16 protein-coding genes are annotated in these 19,681 nt (G+C 73.2%); 4 read left to right on the forward strand and 12 right to left on the reverse strand.

The window, feature by feature from the left end:
* Window positions 1-11: 11 nt before the first annotated feature.
* Window positions 12-968, forward strand: a complete 957-nt coding sequence (locus GR130_RS09175) for an SDR family oxidoreductase (protein ID WP_443043755.1) — start codon at window positions 12-14, stop codon at window positions 966-968.
* Here GR130_RS09175 and GR130_RS09180 read toward each other — a convergent pair.
* The 11 genes from GR130_RS09180 to GR130_RS09230 form a co-directional block, all read right to left on the reverse strand.
* Entirely contained in the window at window positions 923-2,080 is a 1,158-nt protein-coding gene (locus tag GR130_RS09180) for a helix-turn-helix transcriptional regulator (RefSeq protein ID WP_159504233.1), read from the reverse strand. The two genes, GR130_RS09175 and GR130_RS09180, sit on opposite strands and share 46 nt — an antisense overlap.
* Window positions 2,081-2,265: 185 nt before the next feature.
* Window positions 2,266-4,941, reverse strand: coding sequence for a pyruvate dehydrogenase (acetyl-transferring), homodimeric type (aceE, locus tag GR130_RS09185; RefSeq protein WP_159504234.1), 2,676 nt, complete (start codon window positions 4,939-4,941; stop codon window positions 2,266-2,268).
* A 277-nt stretch (window positions 4,942-5,218) separates the two neighbouring features.
* A complete protein-coding gene (locus GR130_RS09190) occupies window positions 5,219-5,842 on the reverse strand; it encodes a GntR family transcriptional regulator (RefSeq protein ID WP_159504235.1) in 624 nt (207 codons plus the stop codon).
* Between the two features lie 151 nt (window positions 5,843-5,993).
* Complete coding sequence (gene sucB / locus GR130_RS09195) at window positions 5,994-7,733, reverse strand: 2-oxoglutarate dehydrogenase, E2 component, dihydrolipoamide succinyltransferase (protein WP_159504236.1); 1,740 nt, start codon at window positions 7,731-7,733, stop codon at window positions 5,994-5,996.
* Window positions 7,734-7,787: 54 nt separating this feature from the next.
* Window positions 7,788-9,176 (reverse strand): dihydrolipoyl dehydrogenase, encoded by a 1,389-nt coding sequence (gene lpdA / locus GR130_RS09200; RefSeq protein ID WP_159504237.1) that lies wholly within the window; start codon window positions 9,174-9,176, stop codon window positions 7,788-7,790.
* 362 nt (window positions 9,177-9,538) lie between these two features.
* Entirely contained in the window at window positions 9,539-11,083 is a 1,545-nt protein-coding gene (locus GR130_RS09205; RefSeq protein WP_159504238.1) for a leucyl aminopeptidase, read from the reverse strand.
* 191 nt (window positions 11,084-11,274) lie between these two features.
* Window positions 11,275-12,090 carry an adenosylcobinamide-GDP ribazoletransferase gene (locus tag GR130_RS09210; protein ID WP_159504239.1) on the reverse strand — a complete coding sequence of 272 codons (816 nt, stop codon included), beginning with the start codon at window positions 12,088-12,090 and terminating at the stop codon, window positions 11,275-11,277.
* Between the two features lie 31 nt (window positions 12,091-12,121).
* Window positions 12,122-12,832, reverse strand: coding sequence for a hypothetical protein (locus GR130_RS09215; RefSeq protein WP_159504240.1), 711 nt, complete (start codon window positions 12,830-12,832; stop codon window positions 12,122-12,124).
* Window positions 12,829-14,580, reverse strand: a complete 1,752-nt coding sequence (locus GR130_RS09220; protein WP_236572960.1) for a phosphatidylglycerol lysyltransferase domain-containing protein — start codon at window positions 14,578-14,580, stop codon at window positions 12,829-12,831. Before GR130_RS09220 ends, GR130_RS09215 begins: the two co-directional genes overlap by 4 nt.
* Before the next feature lie 67 nt (window positions 14,581-14,647).
* Window positions 14,648-15,718: a nicotinate-nucleotide--dimethylbenzimidazole phosphoribosyltransferase gene (cobT, locus tag GR130_RS09225; protein ID WP_159504241.1), complete on the reverse strand. Its 1,071-nt coding sequence runs from the start codon at window positions 15,716-15,718 to the stop codon at window positions 14,648-14,650.
* Between the two features lie 172 nt (window positions 15,719-15,890).
* Window positions 15,891-17,159 (reverse strand): bifunctional adenosylcobinamide kinase/adenosylcobinamide-phosphate guanylyltransferase, encoded by a 1,269-nt coding sequence (locus tag GR130_RS09230; RefSeq protein WP_201304847.1) that lies wholly within the window; start codon window positions 17,157-17,159, stop codon window positions 15,891-15,893.
* A 141-nt stretch (window positions 17,160-17,300) separates the two neighbouring features.
* Between GR130_RS09230 and GR130_RS09235 the strand changes: the two genes are divergently transcribed.
* Complete coding sequence (locus GR130_RS09235; RefSeq protein ID WP_159504242.1) at window positions 17,301-17,525, forward strand: hypothetical protein; 225 nt, start codon at window positions 17,301-17,303, stop codon at window positions 17,523-17,525.
* Window positions 17,526-17,604: 79 nt separating this feature from the next.
* Here GR130_RS09235 and GR130_RS09240 read toward each other — a convergent pair whose 3' ends face one another.
* Complete coding sequence (locus GR130_RS09240; protein ID WP_159504243.1) at window positions 17,605-18,201, reverse strand: DUF3043 domain-containing protein; 597 nt, start codon at window positions 18,199-18,201, stop codon at window positions 17,605-17,607.
* Between the two features lie 295 nt (window positions 18,202-18,496).
* Between GR130_RS09240 and GR130_RS09245 the strand changes: the two genes are divergently transcribed.
* Entirely contained in the window at window positions 18,497-19,297 is an 801-nt protein-coding gene (locus GR130_RS09245) for a PspA/IM30 family protein (RefSeq protein ID WP_159504244.1), read from the forward strand.
* Between the two features lie 92 nt (window positions 19,298-19,389).
* Window positions 19,390-19,668, forward strand: a complete 279-nt coding sequence (gene pspAA / locus GR130_RS09250; protein ID WP_159504245.1) for a PspA-associated protein PspAA — start codon at window positions 19,390-19,392, stop codon at window positions 19,666-19,668.
* The last annotated feature ends 13 nt before the right edge of the window (window positions 19,669-19,681 follow it).

The following is a 19,681-nucleotide window of genomic DNA, read 5'->3' on the forward strand; positions in this document are numbered from 1 at the left end:
ACCCCGGCGGGCTGCTGCCGGCCGCCGATCTGACCGGGCGGGTGGCGCTGGTCGCCGGGGCCACCAGGGGCGCGGGCCGGGCCATGGCCGTGGAGCTGGGCCGCGCGGGCGCCCTGGTGTACGTGACCGGGCGGACGACGAGGGAGCGGGTCAGCGAGGTCGGCCGGGCCACCGAGACGATCGAGCAGACCGCGGAGCTGGTGACTGGGGCGGGCGGCACCGGCGTCGCCGTACCGACCGACCACCTGGAGCCGGAACAGGTCAGGGCGCTGGTCGAGCGCATCGACCGCGAGCAGGGCCGGCTGGACATCCTGGTCAACAGCCTCTGGGGCGGCGACCGCCTGATCGAGTTCGACACCAAGGTTTGGGACCTCGATCTCGCGGGCGGGCTGCGGATGTTCCGGCTCGGCGTCGACGCGCACGTCATCACCGGCCACTACGCGCTGCCGCTGCTGATCCGGCGCCCCGGCGGACTGGTCGTCGAGGTCACCGACGGCACCGCCTCCTTCAACCGCACCTACCGCGGCAGCCTCTGCTACGACATCACCAAGAACGTCCCGCACCGCATCGCCTTCGGGCTCGCCGCCGAACTGAAGGAGTACGGCGGCACCGCCGTCTCGCTCACCCCCGGCTTCCTGCGCTCCGAGGAGATGCTGGACCGCTTCGGCGTCACGGAGGAGACCTGGCGCGACGCGATCGCTAAGGAGCCGCACTTCGCCATCGCCGAATCCCCGGCTCTGATCGGCCGCGCGGTGCGGGCGCTGGCCGGCGACCCGGACAAGGCGCGCTGGAGCGGCCGTTCGCTCTCCAGCGGCCAGCTGGCGAAGGAGTACGGCTTCACCGACGCGGACGGCACCCGGCCCGACTGCTTCGGCTACTTCGAGGACGTCGTGCTGGGCGGCAGGGACGCGGGACCGGAGGACTACCGCACGCCGGCCGCGGCACCCTCCTCTCCCGGCGGGGCGTAGAGCGCGGCCGTCCGCCGGGCGGCCGCGGCGAACCGCTCCCGCAGCCCGGAGGGCGCGAGCACCTCGCCCTCCGGGCCGAGCGCCAGCAGCTGGGAGTAGGCGACCTCCGCGGACTCCACGGCGAGGGTGACCGTCAGCCGCCCCCGCCCGTCGGGACCGCCGGCCGCCAGCGCCGCCGCTACCGCCTCCCGGGCCGCGATCCGCTCGGTGACGTACGGGAGTTGGCGCACGCCCTGCGGGGAGAGCCGGAGGACCACCTCCTCGCGCAGCAGCGACCGGGCGAACTCCTGGGCGCGCTCGGCCCAGAACGCGGGCAGATCGAACCCCTCGTCGCGCCGGAAGCGATCGCCGGCGCGCCCCGGCCGCGGGGCGGCCCCCGCGGCGCCGGCCCGCTCGGGCGGCTCCGCCGGATCGGTCGCCCGGGCGGCTTCGACGGCGGTGAACCGGTCGACCCGATAGACCCGGAAGCCCGCCGACCGCCGGCCGTCGCACGGCGGGGGCGCGTCCCGCGGCGCCCCCGGACCGGTCGCCGCCGCGCGCCGGCCGTCGCACGCGCGGGCCGCCAGGTACCAGACGCCCGCCTTCAGCACGAGCCCGTACGGTTCCAACTCCCGTACCACTTCACGGTCCTTGCGGAGATAGCGGACCGTCAGCCGGCGGTCGTCCCACACCGCGTCGGCGATCGCGGGCAGCAGCGCGGGCGTCTCGGGCTCCTGATACCAGGCCGGCGCGTCCAGATGGAACCGCTGGGCGGCGCCCGAGGCGGCGTCCCGCAGCTCGGGCAGCAGCGCGGCGGACACCTTCAGGCGGGCGGCGGACGCGGCGTCCGCCAGGCCCATCTCCCGCAGGGCGGAGGGCACTCCGGACAGGAAGAGCGCCTCCGCCTCGCTGCGGCCGAGGCCGGTGAGCCGGGTGCGGTACCCGCCTGTCAGGCGGTAGCCGCCGGCCCGGCCGCGGTCCGCGTACACGGGCACGCCGGCCTCCGAGAGCGACAGGACGTCCCGGGCGACCGTGCGCTCCGAGACCTCCAGCTCCCGCGCCAGCTCACCGGCCGTCATCGACGGCCGGGACTGGAGCAGCAACACCATCCTGATCAGCCGTGCGGCACGCATGAATCCATCATGCCGCGCACCACTGACAACGCCCCGCGGCCGAGGAGGTGAGCGAGCCCCGTGCGAAGACCCCGGGCGCGGGAGGTGGTCTTCGCACGGGAGTTGGCGGGCGGGCGGCGCCCGGTGTCGGCCGGGGCCGCCCGCGTCCGGTGGGCGCGGTCACCAGGGCGGGACCGCGCGCGGGGTCACAGCCCGTAGCGCTCCCGGGCCTCCTTGACCGTCTCCGGCTTGACGTCGCCGCGCCGGGCCAGCGCCGCGAGCGCCTGGACGACGAGCGACTGCGGGTCCACGCCGAAGTGCCGGCGGGCCGCCTCCCGGGTGTCGGAGAGGCCGAAGCCGTCCGTCCCGACGGAGGTCCAGTCCTGCTCGACCCACTGGGCGATCTGGTCCGGGACCGCCCGCATCCAGTCGCTGACCGCGACGACCGGGCCGGGGGCACCGGCCAGCGCACGGGTGACGTACGGGACGCGGTCCTCGCCCTCCAGGCGGGCCGCGTCGCACTCCAGGGCGTCGCGGCGCAGCTCCGTCCAGGACGGGGCCGACCAGACGTCCGCGGCCACGCCCCAGTCGGCGGCCAGCAGCTGCTGCGCCTCCAGGGCCCAGTGGATGGCGGTGCCCGACGCCAGCAGCTGGAGCCGCGGGACGTCGGCGCCCTCTATGGAGACGGCTTGCCGGTAGCGGTACAGGCCCTTGAGGATGCCCTCTTCGGCACCCTCCGGCATGGCCGGCTGCACCTTGGTCTCGTTGTAGACCGTCAGGTAGTAGAAGACGTCCTCGGCGTCGGGGCCGTACATCCGGCGCAGCCCCTCCTTGACGATCACCGCCACCTCGTACGCGAACGCCGGGTCGTACGAGACCGCCGCCGGGTTGGTCGAGGCGATCAGGTGGGAGTGGCCGTCGGCGTGCTGGAGGCCCTCACCGGTCATCGTGGTGCGGCCGGCGGTGGCGCCGATGACGAAGCCGCGGCCCAACTGGTCGGCCAGCGCCCAGAACTGGTCGGCGGTGCGCTGCCAGCCGAACATCGAGTAGAAGATGTAGAAGGGGATCATCGGCTCGCCGTGCGTCGCGTACGACGTCGCGGCGGCGGTGAAGTCGGCGAGCGAACCGGCCTCGGTGATGCCCTCGTTGAGGATCTGGCCGTCCTTGGCTTCCTTGTACCAGAGGAGCTGGTCGCGGTCGACCGGGTCGTACGTGGAGCCCTTGGGGGAGTAGAGGCCGGCCGTCGGGAAGAGGGACTCCATGCCGAAGGTACGGGCCTCGTCCGGGACGATCGGGACCCAGCGCCGGCCGGTCTCCTTGTCCCGCATCAGGTCCTTGACCAGCCGGACGAACGCCATGGTGGTGGCGATCTCCTGGCTGCCGGAGCCCTTCTTCAGCGCGTCGAAGGTCTTGTCGGCGGGCATCGGCAGCGGCTTGGCCACGACCTTGCGGGCCGGGGCCGGGCCGTCGAGGGCGGTGCGCCGCGAGCGCAGGTACCGCATCTCGGGCGAGTCCTCGGCCGGGCGCCAGTACGGCACCAGGTCGCCGTCCAACGCGCTGTCCGGGATGGGGAGTTCGAGCAGATCGCGCATCGCGCGGAACTCCGCCAGGGTCAGCTTCTTCATCTGGTGGTTGGCGTTGCGGGACTCGAAGCCCGTGCCGAGGGTGTAGCCCTTGACGGTCTGCGCCAGGATGACGGTAGGCGCGCCCTTGTGCTCGACGGCGGCCTTGTAGGCGGCGTACACCTTGCGCGGCTCGTGCCCGGCGCGGGAGGTCTGGAACAGCTCCAGCAGCTTGGCGTCGGAGAGCTTCTCGGCGAGGGCCCGCAGCGACGCGCTCGCGCCGAAGAAGTGCTCGCGCAGGTAGGCGGCGTCGCGGGTGGCGTACGTCTGGAACTGCGCGTCGGGGGTCTCGCGGAGGCGCTGGAGCAGCGCGCCGTCGGTGTCGAGCGCGAAGACCTCGTCCCACGCCCGGCCCCAGAGGGCCTTGACGACGTTCCAGCCGGCGGCGCGGAACTGGGCCTCCAGCTCCTGCACGATCTTGAAGTTGGGGCGGACCGGGCCGTCCAGGCGCTGCAGGTTGCAGTTGATGACGAAGGTCAGGTTGTCCAGGCCCTCGCGGCCGGCCAGTGCCAGTGCGGCGGTCGACTCCGGCTCGTCCATCTCGCCGTCGCCCAGGAACGCCCAGACGTGGGAGTTGGCGGTGTCCTTGATGCCGCGGTGCTCCAGGTAGCGGTTGAAGCGCGCCTGGTAGATCGCGGAGAGCGGGCCCAGGCCCATGGAGACGGTGGGGAACTCCCACAGCCAGGGGAGGCGGCGCGGGTGCGGGTACGAGGGCAGGCCCTCGCCGCCGGCCTCCTGGCGGAAGTGGTCGAGCTGGTCCTCGGTGAGCCGGCCTTCGAGGAAGGCGCGGGCGTAGATGCCGGGGGAGGCGTGGCCCTGGATGTAGAGCTGGTCGCCGCTGCCGTCGCCGTCCTTGCCGCGGAAGAAGTGCTGGAAGCCGGTCTCGTAGAGCCAGGCCGCCGAGGCGAAGGTGGCGATGTGCCCGCCGAGGCCGAGCTTGGAGCCGCGGGTCACCATGGCGGCGGCGTTCCAGCGGTTCCAGGCGGTGATCCGGGCCTCCAGCGCCTCGTCACCCGGGAACGCGGGCTCGGCGGAGGTCGGGATGGTGTTGACGTAGTCCGTCTCCAGCAGCGAGGGCAGGTCGGTGCCCTCGGTGCGCGCGGTGTGCTCCAGGGCGCGGCGCATCAGGTACGCGGCGCGATGCGGGCCCGCTGCCTCGGCGACGGCGTCCAGCGACTCGCGCCATTCGGCCGTCTCCTCGGGATCGAGGTCCGGGAGCTGGTCGAGCTGGCTGTACGGCAGGCGCACGGGATCGGGCATGGGTGGCCCCTTTCCGGACGGGTGGGAATGCGAGTTCGGCAGGCATTCGGCAGGCAGGGGTGTCGCGCCCCAGCAGTCGACGATACGCCTCTGATCGATGATCGATCAACGCCCTCCGAGTGAATAACCGCAGGTCGGCACGGGGTGCCGCATTATGGGGCACCCCGTGCCAGCTCCGGAGACTCCCTCCGTTACACCCCGGAGCCCCGCCGGCACGCCATGGAACCGGCGGGGCCGCAACCGCCGTGACCCGCCGCGAGCGCGGCCGGCCGGGGCCTCACACGCGCGGTGCGCAGCTCAGCACATGCGCCTTCAGCAACGTGCCGATCTTCGGGTCGCGCCGCCGGAACGCGTCCACGATCTCCTGGTGGTCCTGGGCGTGCGAACGCGGCTCCGGGCTGAACCAGCGGATGGAGAGCGTCGTCCAGACCTCGACGCCCAGCGACTCCCAGGTGTGCAGCAGCACCGCGTTCCCGGCCGCCCGCACGATCTCCCGGTGGAAGGCCACCGTGTGCCGGACCTGTGCCTCGCCGTCGCCCGTCGCGTCCGCCTCGCGCAGCGCCGCCACCTCGCGCTCCAGCGCCGCGGTGTCCTCCGCCAGCCGTCCGGCCGCCAGTTCCGCGGCGACCTGCTCCAGCCCGGCCCGCACCGGGTAGCTCTCCTTGAGGTCGTCCGCGGTCAGATTCCGCACCCGGACGCCCTTGTTCGGCGCGGACTCGATGAGCTGGAGCGACTCCAGCTCCCGCAGCGCCTCGCGCACCGGGGTCTGGCTGACCTCCAGCTCGACCGCGATCCGCCGCTCCACGATCCGCTCGCCCGGCTGCCAGCGGCCGCTGACGATCCCCTCAAGGATGTGCTCGCGGATCTGCTCGCGCAGCGAATGGACGACGGGCGGGGTCATGACGTGCTCCTTCAGAGCGTGTGGGGCCCCATGGGGCAAAAAGGCCGGTGGGGGCCATTATCGGGGACGCGGACATGCGCAAGGGCCGACCCCGGCTCGTCAGGAACGAACCGGGGCCGGCCCCTTTGCACGGCTACGGCTTACGCGGGTGTCAGAGACCGATCTCGGTCTCGAACTCCGCCGCCTCCAGGATCTGCTTGACCGTGGTCAGGTAGCGGGCGGCGTCGGCGCCGTCCACCAGACGGTGGTCGTAGGAGAGCGCGAGGTAGGTCATGTCGCGCACCGCGATGGTCTCGCCGAGGTCCGGGTGGTTGATGACCACCGGGCGCTTGACGGTGGCACCGATGCCCAGGATGCCGACCTGGTTCGGAGGCACGATCACGGTGTCGAACAGGGCGCCGCGCGAACCGGTGTTGCTGATGGTGAAGGTCGCGCCGGACAGCTCGTCCGGGGTGATCTTGTTGGCCCGGACCTTGCCCGCCAGCTCCGCCGTCTTACGGGCGATGCCGGCGATGTTCAGGTCGCCCGCACCCTTGATGACCGGGGTCATCAGGCCCTTCTCCGCGTCCACCGCGATACCGACGTTCTCGGTGTCGAAGTAGGTGATGGTGCCCTCGTCCTCGTTGATCCGGGCGTTGACGACCGGGTGGGCCTTCAGCGCCTGGACGGCGGCCTTGACGAAGAACGGCATCGGGGAGAGCTTGACGCCCTCACGCTGCGCGAAGGCGTCCTTGGCCTTGTTGCGCATCCGCATGATCGCGGTGATGTCCACCTCGACCACGGAGGTCAGCTGCGCCTGGCCGTGCAGCGCCTTCATCATGTTGTCGCCGATGACCTTGCGCATCCGCGGCATCTTGACGGTCTGACCGCGCAGCGGCGACGCCTCGATGACCGGGGCGCCCGGCTTGGCGGCGGCGGCCGGCGCGGCCGGGGCCGGGACGGCGGCCTTGAGGGCCTCGGCGGCGGCGATGACATCCTGCTTGCGGATCCGGCCACCGACACCGGTGCCCTTGACCGTGGCGAGGTTGACGCCGTTCTCCTGCGCCAGCTTGCGCACCAGCGGGGTGACGTACGCGCCCTCGCCCTCACCGGCCGCCGGGGCGGGGGTGACGGGGGCCGGCGCGACCGGAGCCGGAGCCGCGGCCGGAGCCGGAGCCGGCGCGGGGACCGGGGCCGGGGCCGGGGCAGCGGCGGCCGGGGCGGGCGCCGCCGGAGCGGGCGCGGGGGCCGGGGCGGGCGCCGGAGCGGCGACCGGGGCCGGGGCGGCCGGAGCCGGGGCAGCGGCCGGAGCCGCACCCTTGACGCCGATCACCGCGAGCTTGGCGCCGACCTCGGCGGTCTCGTCCTCGCCGACCACGATCTCCAGCAGGACGCCGGAGGCCGGCGCTGGGATCTCGGTGTCGACCTTGTCGGTGGAGACCTCCAGCAGGGGCTCGTCCTCGGAGACCTCCTCGCCGACCTCCTTCAGCCAGCGGGTGACGGTGCCCTCGGTGACGCTCTCGCCGAGCGCGGGGAGGACGACGTCAGTGCCCTCGGCGGCGCCGGCGGGCGCGGCGACGGGGGCCGGCGCCGGAGCCGCGGCGGGCTCGGGCTGGGCAGCCGGGGCGGGCGCCGCGGCGGCGGCCGGAGCCGGAGCGGCGACCGGCGCACCGGTGCCGTCGTCGATGATGGCCAGCTCGGCGCCGACCTCCACGGTCTCGTCCTCGGCCACCTTGATGGAGGCCAGCACGCCGGAGGCCGGGGCCGGGATCTCGGTGTCGACCTTGTCGGTCGACACTTCGAGCAGCGGCTCGTCGGCCTCTACGCGCTCACCCTCGGCCTTCAGCCAGCGGGTGACGGTGCCCTCGGTGACGCTCTCGCCGAGCGCCGGCAGGGTTACGGAAACCGCCATGGTTTCTGTTGCTCCTTACGGAAAGTGCGGATGTGGTCGCGCCCGGGACTGGAATCAGTCGTGGGAGTGGAGAGGCTTGCCGGCCAGGGCCAGGTGGGCCTCGCCGAGAGCCTCGTTCTGCGTCGGGTGCGCGTGTACGAGCTGCGCAACCTCGGCCGGCAGGGCCTCCCAGTTGTAAACCAGCTGGGCCTCACCGACCTGCTCGCCCATACGGTCACCGACCATGTGGACGCCGACCACGGCACCGTCCTTGACCTGGACGAGCTTGATCTCGCCCGAGGTCTTGAGGATCTTGCTCTTGCCGTTGCCCGCGAGGTTGTACTTCAGAGCGACGACCTTGTCGGCGCCGTACAGCTCCTTGGCCTTGGCCTCGGTGATGCCCACCGAAGCGACCTCGGGGTGGCAGTACGTCACGCGCGGGACGCCGTCGTAGTCGATCGGCACGGTCTTGAGACCGGCCAGCCGCTCCGCCACCAGCATGCCCTCGGCGAAGCCGACGTGCGCGAGCTGGAGGGTGGGGACGAGGTCGCCGACGGCCGAGATCGTCGGCACGTTGGTCTGCATGTACTCGTCGACCAGGACGTAGCCGCGGTCCATCGCGACGCCCTGCTCCTCGTAGCCGAGACCGGCGGAGACCGGCCCGCGGCCGATCGCGACCAGCAGCACCTCGGCCTCGAAGGTCTTGCCGTCGGCGAGGGTGACCCGGACGCCGTCGGCGGTGTACTCGGCCTTGTCGAAGAAGGTGCCGAGGTTGAACTTGATGCCGCGCTTGCGGAAGGCCCGCTCCAGCAGCTTGGAGCTGTTCTCGTCCTCGACCGGGACGAGGTGCTTGAGGCCCTCGATGACGGTGACGTCGGTGCCGAAGGACTTCCACGCCGAGGCGAACTCGACGCCGATCACGCCGCCGCCCAGGATGATCGCGGACTGCGGGACGCGGTCGAGCGTGAGCGCGTGGTCCGAGGAGATGATGCGGTTGCCGTCGATCTCCAGGCCCGGCAGCGACTTCGGCACGGAGCCGGTCGCGAGCAGGACGTGGCGGCCCTGGACCTGCTGACCGTTGACCGCGACGGAGGTCGGGGAGGACAGCCGGCCCTCGCCCTCGATGTACGTCACCTTGCGGGAGGCGATCAGGCCCTGCAGGCCCTTGTACAGGCCCGAGATGACCTCGTCCTTGTACTTGTGGACCGCCTCGATGTCAATGCCCTCGAAAGTGGCCTTGACACCGAACTGCTCGCTCTCGCGAGCCTGGTCGGCGATCTCACCGGCGTGCAGCAGAGCCTTCGTGGGGATGCAGCCGTTGTGCAGGCAGGTGCCGCCGACCTTGCCCTTCTCGATCAGGGCGACGTCGAGACCCAGCTGCGCCCCGCGCAGCGCGGCGGCGTAACCGCCGCTACCGCCGCCGAGGATCACTAGGTCGAAAACGGTGCTGGCGTCGTTCGCCACGTCACGTCCTCCATGCATGGGTGCGCCGGAGCCGGTCGTCGATGACCGGACCGCGGCTGTTGTTCGGCCGCTTTAACTCGGCCCTGGGTAAGGGGGGCCCTGTCCTGCCGAGAACCCATCTTCGCACTTGTTCAACGAAGCCGGGACGCCGGGCCGGGCTCCGGACGGCCGATCCGCTGCCCGGACCGGGTTACCCAGCCATGCGAACGTGCGAATTTCGTTGAGGGCGAACGTGGCCGGACTGCCGGGCCGCTGTGGTAAGCGACGATACGGGACCGCGCGACGGCCCCGGGCGCATGGCCCGGGGCCGCAGGGGGCATATCCGGCGAAACGGCCGGGAGTCGGCCGGGAGCCGACCGGCGTCAGCCGAGGTCGCCGGCGGCGGTGCGCTCGGCCAGCCGCACCAGGGTGCGCACCGAGGAGCCAGTGCCGCCCTTGGGGGTGTAGCCCCAGGGCGCGCCCTCGTGGAAGGCGGGGCCGGCGATGTCCAGGTGCGCCCAGGTGATGCCCTCGCCGACGAACTCCTTCAGGAAGAGCCCGGCGACCAGGCCGCCGCCCATCCGGTCACCCATGTTGGCGATGTCGGCGACCGGGGAGTCCATCCCCTTGCGCAGCTCGGTCGGCATCGGCATCGGCCAGGACTGCTCGCCGACCTCCTCCGCGATCTCGTGGATCGCGGTGCGGAAGGCGTCGTCGTTGGCCATGATCCCGAAGGTGCGGTGGCCCAGCGCCAGCACCATCGCGCCGGTCAGCGTCGCCACGTCCACGATCGCGTCCGGCGACTCCTCCGAGGCCCGGGTCAGCGCGTCGGCCAGGACGAGCCGGCCCTCGGCGTCGGTGTTGAGCACCTCGACGGTCTTGCCGCTGTACATGGTCAGCACGTCGCCGGGGCGGGTGGCGGAGCCGGACGGCATGTTCTCGGCGAGCGCCAGCCAGCCGGTGACGTTCACCGGGAGGTCCAGCCGGGCGGCGGCCACCACCGCGGCGAACACCGCGGCGGCACCGCTCATGTCGCACTTCATGGTCTCGTTGTGACCGGCCGGCTTGAGCGAGATGCCGCCCGAGTCGTAGGTGATGCCCTTGCCGACCAGCGCCAGCGTCTTCTCCGCGTCGGCGTGCGTGTGGGCGATCCGCACCAGCCGCGGCGGCGCCTCGGAGCCCTGGCCGACGCCCATCAGACCGCCGTAGCCGCCCTTCTTGAGCGCCTTCTCGTCCAGCACCTCGACCTGGAGGCCGAACTCCTTGGCCGCGGCCTGCGCCTCGGCCGCGAACTGCTTCGGGTCCAGGGCGTTGGAGGGCGTGTTGATGAGGTCGCGGGCGCGGTTGATCTCCGCGGCCAGCGCCTGGGCGCGCTCGGCGGCGGCCTTGAACTCCTTGTCGCGCGGCTTGGCGCCGAGGATCGCGGCCTCGCCCAGCGGCGCCGACTTGGTGTCGTTCTTCCTGCCCGTGGCGGCCTTGCCGTTCTGGCCGTTGCTGCGGAACGCGGTGAAGGTGTACGCGCCGAGGAGGGCGCCCTCGCCCACCGCGGCGGCGGCCTCGGCGTCCTCGACCGGCAGGGCGAAGCCGGCCTTCTTGGTGCCGGCCAGCGCCCGGGCCGCGCTGCCCGCCGCGCGCCGCAGCGCCTCGTTCCCGTACGCCTCGCCCTTGGCCGGCGCGTCGCCGAGGCCGGTCGCCAGCAGGACCGGCGCCTTGACGCCGTCGGCGGTGGGCAGTTTGGTCACCTCGCCCTCGGCACCGGTCGCGCCGAGGGTCTCCAGCACGGCGGCGAGCTTGCCGCCGAACGCCTTGTCCACGGCCTCGGCGCCGGGGGCGACCACGACGCCCTTGGCGCCTTTGGCCACGCCGACGACGACGGCATCCGCACGCACCGTTGCGGCGGAAGAAGTACTGAGGGTCAGTGCAGTCACGGTGATGAAGGTCCTGTTCCGTCCGGGGATTCCGTTTCGCGCATAGCGCGCTGCTGCGGCCGAGCCTACGCTCGGTGGCGCCGCCAGGCCCGGCCGGTAGCGGTACCGGGCCGGGACCGGGCGCCCGGAAGGCGCACCTCCGGACGCGGAACGGGCGCTTCCCCGGGGGCGGTTGGCCGTCCCACGGGCCGTCAGCCCAGGGCCAGTACCACCAGTGCCGCGAGCCCCGCGCTCTCCGCGAGGGCGCCGAAGACATCGCCGGTCACCCCGCCGAACCGCCGCCGGCAGTGCCGCAGCAGCAACTCCCCGGCCGCCAGCCCGAGCACGACGGCGAGCGCGGTGTGCAGCGCCCCGGACGGCCCGAACACCCCGCCCGCCGCCGCGCATCCGGCCGTCACCAGCGCCGCGCACCCCAGCGCGGCCCGCACCGGAACGGTCTGCGCGACCGCCGCGCCCAGCCCCTCGGGGCGGGCCGCCGGCACCCCCGTACGGGACGCCAGGGTCAGCGCGCAGCGCGCGGTGACCGCCGCCACCGCCACCCCGGCCGCGCCGTACGCCCAGCCCGCCGCGTACAGCCGGGACACCGCCGCCACCTGCGCGAACAGGCAGAACAGCAGCGTGACGACCCCGAACGGGCCGATGTCGGACCGCTTCATGATGCGCAGCGCCTCGTCCGCCGGCTTGCCGCTGCCCAGCCCGTCGGCGGTGTCCGCGAGCCCGTCCAGATGCAGTCCGCGGGTGAGCACCGCCGGCACCGCCGCGCTGCCGACCGCGGCCAGCAGCGGGCCGCCGCCGAGCAGCAGCAGCGCCCCGCCGAGCGCCGCCGCGCACAGCCCGACGACCAGCCCGGCCAGCGGCGCGCACAGCATCCCGCCGCGGGCCGCCGCCCGGTCCCAGCGACCGACCCGCACCGGCAGCACGGTCAGCGTGCCGAACGCGAACCGCAGGGCGTCGGCGGGCGAAGGCGGTGCGGGCGGCGGGGGAGTGGAGGGCGCGGCGTCGTTCACCGCGGCAGGCTATCGGGGCGCCGCGGCGCGCCTACCAGGGGTGCTCCCGGCCGCTGGCGTACTGGGTGTCCAGCGGCTTGCGCGGGCGCCACCAGTCCCAGGCCACGCACAGCACCAGCACCACCAGCACCGCCGCCACATGCTCCTTGCCCGCGAGGTTGTTCTTGATGAACGCCACCTCGACGAGCATCGCGACGACCACCGCCACACACGTGAAGCGGGCCCGGTAGCGCCAGCAGACGAAGACCGCCAGGCCCACCACCGCCGCCGACGGGCCGGTGTCCACCACGAACTTGTCCGAGTCCGGCAGCCCGATCGGGCCGCCCGGGCCGATCCACAGGCCGATCCGCGCGTACATCGTCCCGGCGAGCGTGGCGGCGTACGCGACCAGCAGCGTCTGCCGCCAGCCGATGCAGATCTCCGCGATGCCGAACACCGCCAGGACCTGCGCCAGCGCGCCCCACACCGGGAGGTCCAGGGCCGGGACGAACAGCGACAGCGGGGTCCGCAGCAGCGCCAGCCACAGATGCTCGTACGCCTGGACGGAGCCGATGTTCTGGACCGCGTGGTAGCCCCACGACTGGTTCTGCACGAACTGGAGGACCAGCGTCAGCGCCACCGCGCCCAGCGTCATGGGGAGCGCCCGCAGTTTCGCCGCGGTCAGCGCCGACCACACGGTGCTCAGGAGCGGGCCCCACTCGGCGCCGGCGGCGCGACGCAGACCCGCCCCGGCCTTGCTCATCTCACGTTCTCCAGGTGCTTGCGGTTCAGCCACTTCGGCAGGCCGGGCGCTTCGAGGAAGCCCTCGGCGCGGCCCGCGGCAATACCGATCCGCAGCAAATCCGTGCTCTTTTCGAAGAGCATGTACCGGGGTTCCCAGATCGGCCGGTATTTCGCGTTGGCGCGATACAGCGATTCGATCTGCCACCACCGGGAGAAGAAACTGAGCAGTGAGCGCCACAGCCGCAGCACCGGACCCGCGCCGAGCCGCGACCCACGTTCGAAGACGGACCGGAACATCGCGAAGTTGAGTGAGATCTGAGTGATCTCCACCTCTTTCGCGCGCTGGATCAGCTCCAGCACCATGAACTCCATCAGCCCGTTCTCGGACTCCCGGTCACGCCGCATCAGATCCAGCGACAGACCCTTCTCACCCCACGGCACAAAACTCAGCAGCGCCCGCAACCGGCCTTCCGCGTCGCTGCATTCGAGCATCACGCAGCGCCCGTCACCAGGATCCCCGAGCCGCCCCAGCGCCATCGAGAAACCGCGCTCGGTCTCCCCGTCCCGCCAGTCGTCCGCCAGCCGCAGCAACTGCGCCAGTTCCTCCGGGGGGATGTCCTCGTGCCGCCGGATGCGGACCGTGTAGCCGGCCCGCTCGATGCGGTGGTACGCCTGCCGCACGGTCCGCATCGCCCGGCCGCCGAGGGTGAACTCCGCGGTCTCCACGATCGCTTCGTCGCCCAGTTCCAGCGCGTCCAGCCCGTGCCGGGCGTAGACGGTGCCGCCCTCCTCGCTCGCGCCCATCACCGCGGGCGCCCAGCCGTGCTCCCGGGCCTCGGCCAGCCAGCACTCGATCGCGCCCGGCCACGCCTCGGGGTCGCCCAGCGGATCCGCGGAGGCCAGCGACACCCCGCCGACCACCCGGTAGGTCACCGCCGCCTTGCCGCTGGGGGAGAACAGCACGCTCTTGTCGCGGCGCAGCGCGAAGTACCCCAGCGAGTCCCGGTCGCCGTGCCGCGCCAGCAGGGCCCGCAGCCGCTCCTCGTCGTCCGCGGTGATCGGGTCGGTGCTGCGGACGGTCCGGAACGCCGCCCACAGGACGGCCACCAGCAGCACCGTGCTGAGCACGTTGATCACGACATCGACCCAGTTCGGGGTGGAGATCCCGGGGAACCTGCTGTCGTCGGCGGCCAGCGACACCAGCCGCATCAGCCCGTACCGCCAGCGCTCGACGAACGTGGACGACCCGGCGGCGGCGCCGTTGGTGGCCGTCACCAGCACCGCCGCCAGCAGCGAGGCGGCCAGCAGCCCGCCGGCCGCGGTCAGCGCCGCCCGTTTCGGATTCGCCCGGTCGCCCCTGGCGTAGAACTCCCGCCGCCCGGCGACCAGCGAGGCCGCGAACAGCAGGGTCAGTACCAGCGACACCCAGTTCTGGGCGTGCGCGCGGAATTCCGGTGCGCTCACCATCGCGAAAAGGAGCACCAGCAGGAACAGCCCGGACAGCACCAGGTTCAGGATCCAGGAAGCCCGTTTGCGCCGCCGCAGCGTCACCGCCAGGAACAGGGAAAAGGCACCGGAGGCGAAACCGGCGGTGAGCAGATACGGGGTGAAGAACTCCTCGACGTTGTGCCGCCGGATGTCATTGCCGAACGACACCCACACCGCACTGAGGAAATTGACGAAAGTGATGGCGCGCAGATACCAGATACCGAACGCGGCACCGCGCTGTGACCAACGGCCGCGAGGGCGGTCTTCCTCCGGACTCAAGCGAAGTCTCCCGATAAAAGCGTGTAAAGCACGATCTTATGGGGAGCCACCGCCGGCCCGGCGCCGGTCAGCGGCGCACCGGCCCGGCGGTTCCGTCGCGTTCCGGCAGTTCCGCGGCCAGGGCCGCCGCGGCCCGTACCAGCGGCAGGGCGAGCAGCGCCCCGGTCCCCTCCCCAGCTGTGACGCCGTGATCGAGGAGAGGGTTGAGTGCGATCCGGTCCAGTGCCTTGGCCTGCGCCGGTTCGCCGCTCGCCTGCCCGGCCACCCACCAGTCCGGTGCGCGGAACGCCACCCGCTGCGCGACCAGCGCACAGGCCGCGGACACCACGCCGTCCAGGATCACCGGCGTCTTGCGCACCGCGCTCTGCAGCAGGAACCCGGTGATCGCGGTCAGGTCCGCGCCGCCGACCGTGGCCAGCAGCTCCAGTTGGTCGCCGAGCACCGGCCGGGCCCGGCGCAGCGCGTCCCGGATCGCCGCGCACTTGCGCATCCAGGCCAGGTCGTCGATCGGCCATCCGCCGCGCCCGGTGACCACCGAGGCGTCCGTGCCGCACAGCGCGGCGATCAGGGTGCCGGCCGCGGTCGTGCCGCCGACGCTCAGATCGCCCAGGACGACCAGGTCGCAGCCGGCGTCCGCCTCCTCGTCGGCGATCGCCATACCGGCCCGGAACGCCGCCTCGGCCTCCTGTGCCGTCAGCGCGTCCTCGACGTCGATCCGGCCCGAACCCCGCCGCACCCGATGCCGCGTGACCTCCTCCGGCAGCTCCGCCGGATCGCAGTCCACCGCCATGTCCACCACCCGGACCGGCACCCCGGCGCCGCGCGCCAGCACCGCCGCCGGACTCGCCCCGTCCAGTACGGCCCGCACCAGGTCCGCGGTCCCGCCGGCCGGCCGGGCCGACACGCCCAGCTGCGCCACCCCGTGGTCCCCGGCGAACAGCAGCACCCGGGGCTGCTCGATCGGCCGCACCGGCACCCGCTCCTGTACCGCGGCCAGCCACCCGCCCAGCTCGTCCAGCCGGCCCAGCGCCCCCGGCGGCACGGCCAGCCGGGTCCGCCGCTCCTCGGCGTCGCGGCGCACACCCGCGTCGGGGCGCTCGATCAGTTGGGCGAAGTCATCGAGGTTCAGGGCGCTCATTGGGCGCAGATTACCGGCAACGGGGCGCGGAGGGGGGCGCGCCTCCGGGAAGCTGCGCCGACGGATCGTCAGCCGGGCCGCGCCGGCAGGTCGTCGGGCCGTTGCGTCGTCGGGTACCGCATCCCGCCGACCGCGTACGGGCGGACGCCGGCCGCCGGGCCGGGCGCCGCCGTCAGCCGCGCAGCGTGAGCGCCTGGCCCGCGACGACCAGCAGCACCTGTTCGCACTCGGCGCCGAACGCGGCGTTCAGCCGCCCCAGTTCGTCGCGGAAGCGGCGGCCCGCCGCGGTCGCCGGCACCACCCCCGAGCCGACCTCGTTGCTGACCGCCACCACCCGCCGACGGGTCGCCCGGACGGCCGCGACCAACGCGTCGCAGCGCTCCCGCAGGGCCCGCCGCCCGCCGGCCTCCCAGGCCGCGTCGTCCCAGGCCCCCACCTCGTCCATGGCGTGCGTCAGCCACAGCGCCAGGCAGTCGATGAGCAGCGGCGGGCCGGCGGCGGGCCGCCCGTTGCCGGGGTCCGCACCCGGCCCGGGGGCGTCGGCGAGCAGCGGCACCAGGTCGCAGGTCTCCACCGTGCGCCAGCTGCCGGGGCGCCGCTCGCGGTGCAGCGCCACCCGCTGCGCCCAGTCCTCGTCGCCGTCCCGGGTGCCGCCGGTGGCCACGTAGAGCACGTCGGGGAACGCCACCAGCCGTCGCTCGGCCTCCACCGACTTCCCGCTGCGCGCGCCGCCCAGCACCAGCGTGCGGCGCGGCAGATCGGGCACCGCGTGGTACTCGCCGACCACCAGCGAGCCGCCGTCCGGCACCGTGCGGGCGCCCAACGCGGCCAGCCTGCGGTGCAGTTCGGGACCGGGCGGCACGCTGTGGTCGAGGTGTACCGCGACCACGTCCGTCGCCGCGTCCACCGCCCCGCTCGCCCGCAGCCGGGCCAGCGCGTCCGGCCGGGCCAGGACGTCGAGCAGCACCAGGTCGTACGGCCCGGTGCCGGCGGGCGCGTCGTAGCCGCCGTTCCCGGCGACCGCCCCGGCGGGCGCGGCCCCCGGCGGCAGGTACAGCAGCCGCTCTCCGCCCCCGCCCGCGACCTCGTAACCCGTCCCCGGTACGTCCACCGCGATCGCCCGCACCCGGTGCCCGCCCAGCAGGGCCAGCTCCCGCCCGTCCGCGATCCGGACCGGCTGCGGCAGCCCGGCCGGCACCTCCAGCGCCGGGCCGTCGTGCGGATGCGAGAGCAGCACCTGCCGCACGCCGGCCAGCGACCGGCCGGCGCGGGCGGCGGCGAAGGCCGGTCCCGGCGTCAGGTCGATGAGCAGCGCACCGTCGACGAGCAGCGCGGTCGCCGCCCGCGCCTCGTCGCCGACGGCGGTCGCACAGGCGGCACATGGGCAGTCGGGGCGCGGCAGCCCCTGCGGGGCCCCGGTGCCGAGGAGAGTCAGGTCCACCCGCCGAGTTTCTCGCGTCCCGCGGCGGTCAGCGCGCGGGGGCACCCCTCGACACGGCCGATAGGCTTTCGATCAAGCACGGAAGCTCGGCCCGGAAGCACGACGTACGACGACGTACCCGGTGGGATCCAGGAGGCGCACATGGCGTGGACGTGGCGGTTCGAGAAGGCGGACGGTTCGGAGGCGGTGCCCTCGGTGGAACCGGAGGAGTTCACGACCCAGGGGGACGCCGAATCCTGGATCGGCGAGGAGTGGCGGACCCTGCTGAACGGCGGCGTCGACCAGGTCCGGCTCTTCGAGGACGGCACCGAGATCTATCCGGCGCCGATGAGCCTGCACGCGGAGGCGGAGGCCGACGCGGAGTGACGCCGACCGGCGCCGGGTGGCGCCGGCTGACCCAGCCCGGCGCCGTCCGCCGCCGCAGGGATGCCCTGAGCCCGCGGGCTCAGGGCCGCTCGCCGCGCTTGACCTGCGGCTTGGGCAGCCGCAGCCGCCGCATCTGGAGCGTCCGCATGATCGCGTACGGCTTGGCGCCCTTGAGGTTCTCGTTGGGGAACTTCTCCTTGAGCCGCGCGCCCAGCCGGACCCAGATGATCACGGAGTCGATCGCGATCAGCGCGATGATCGCGGCCCACAGCAGCAGCGCGATGCTCTGGATCGACGGCACCCGGACCATGGTGAGCACGAGGATCACCACGGCCATCGGCAGGAAGAACTCCGCGACGCACCAGCGCGAGTCGATGTAGTCGCGCGCGAACCGGCGCACCGGTCCCTTGTCGCGCACCGGCAGATAGCGCTCGTCGCCGTTGGCCAGGGCCTCGCGCTGGCGGGCCATGTCCGCACGGCGCGCCTCCCGCTGGGCCTTGACGGCGTCCTTGCGGTTGCTCGGCGTCTGCGCACGCGAGCGGCGCTGCGACTGGGAGTCGCTGCGCTTGGGTGTCGGGCGGCCCTTCGGGGCCTGCGGGTCGCGGGGCTGCTGGGGCTGGTCCGCGCTCACCTTGGAGGTCGCGGCCTGCCCATCCTTCGAACGGCTTCGGAACACAACACCCAAGAGTACGTGGTCGTCGTGAATGGGCCACGGGCCGACGGGGAACGATCCGGCAACGGCACCGACCGCGGAGCGGCGACATAACGGGACGGGCCGGGCGTCGCACGGATTCCCCGGGCTCGCCCTACTCCCTGGGCGGGAGAAGCCGGACGGTCTGATCGTCCTGGAGGAGGAGCGCATCCGGGCCCGAACAGTGCGGTAATGGAACCAAGGCCCGTACTGTGGGGTCTGTAGATGTGCTGGAGCCTAAGCCCGATGCAAGTCGGTCAGAAGGGGGCGCGCGAGGCCCATGAGCGATGGTGTCATGAAGCGGATGGGGATGATCTTCCGCGCGAAGGCCAACAAGGCCCTTGACCGGGCCGAAGACCCGCGCGAGACCCTCGACTACTCGTACCAGAAGCAGCTCGAACTGCTGCAGAAGGTACGCCGCGGCGTCGCCGACGTGGCGACCTCCCGCAAGCGCCTGGAGCTGCAGCTCAACCAGCTCCAGGGCCAGTCCGCCAAGCTGGAGGACCAGGGCCGCAAGGCGCTGGCGCTCGGCCGCGAGGACCTGGCCCGCGAGGCGCTGACCCGGCGCAGCGCGCTGCAGCAGCAGGTCACCGACCTGGAGACGCAGCACCAGACGCTCCAGGGCGAGGAGGAGAAGCTCACGCTCGCCGCGCAGCGGCTGCAGGCCAAGGTCGACGCCTTCCGGACGAAGAAGGAGACGATCAAGGCCACGTACACGGCGGCCCAGGCGCAGACCCGGATCGGCGAGGCGTTCTCCGGCATCTCCGAGGAGATGGGCGACGTCGGCCTGGCGATCCAGCGCGCCGAGGACCGGACCGCGCAGCTCCAGGCCAGGGCCGGTGCCATCGACGAGCTGATGGCCTCCGGCGCGCTGGACGACCCGACCGGCATGGCCAAGGACGACATCACCGCCGAGCTGGACCGGCTGTCCGGCGGCAGCGACGTCGAGCTGGAGCTGCAGCGCATGAAGGCCGAGCTGGCGGGCGGCCCGTCCGCCCAGCAGCAGGCCATCGAGGGCGGCCCGGGCGGCGCCGCCCAGCAGACCCCGCAGCAGGAGCACCCGCGTCTCGACAAGCAGTGAGGGACGGCGGCGGTCAGCCTCCCGGCGATCACGTTGTTGATCGCCGCAGCGACCGCCGCCGGTACCGCCGGACCGCACCGAGGGAGACCGTCGTGATCGTACGGATCATGGGGGAGGGCCAGGTGAAGTTGGACGACTCCCACTTCATCGAGCTCAACAAACTGGACGACGAACTGCTCGACGAGATGGAGAGCGGCGACGAGACCGGCTTCCGGCGCACCCTCGCGGCACTGCTGGACGCGGTCCGCCGCCTGGGCACCCCGCTTCCGGACGATGCCCTGGAGCCCTCCGAGTTGATCCTGCCGGGCCCGGACGCCACGCTCGCCGAGGTCCGCGAGATGCTCAGCGACGACGGCCTGATCCCGGGCTGACCGGCCGCCCGGC

This window comes from Streptomyces sp. GS7 (assembly GCF_009834125.1).
GTDB lineage: Bacteria > Actinomycetota > Actinomycetes > Streptomycetales > Streptomycetaceae > Streptomyces.

Coding starts and splice junctions, on each gene's coding strand:
- GR130_RS09180 (WP_159504233.1), bottom strand. CDS start 2,080: ATGCGTGCCGCACGGCTGATCAGGATGGTGTTGCTGCTCCAGTCCCGG.
- aceE (WP_159504234.1), bottom strand. CDS start 4,941: ATGCCCGATCCCGTGCGCCTGCCGTACAGCCAGCTCGACCAGCTCCCG.
- GR130_RS09190 (WP_159504235.1), bottom strand. CDS start 5,842: ATGACCCCGCCCGTCGTCCATTCGCTGCGCGAGCAGATCCGCGAGCAC.
- sucB (WP_159504236.1), bottom strand. CDS start 7,733: ATGGCGGTTTCCGTAACCCTGCCGGCGCTCGGCGAGAGCGTCACCGAG.
- GR130_RS09215 (WP_159504240.1), bottom strand. CDS start 12,832: ATGAGCAAGGCCGGGGCGGGTCTGCGTCGCGCCGCCGGCGCCGAGTGG.
- cobT (WP_159504241.1), bottom strand. CDS start 15,718: ATGAGCGCCCTGAACCTCGATGACTTCGCCCAACTGATCGAGCGCCCC.
- GR130_RS09235 (WP_159504242.1), top strand. CDS start 17,301: ATGGCGTGGACGTGGCGGTTCGAGAAGGCGGACGGTTCGGAGGCGGTG.
- GR130_RS09245 (WP_159504244.1), top strand. CDS start 18,497: ATGAGCGATGGTGTCATGAAGCGGATGGGGATGATCTTCCGCGCGAAG.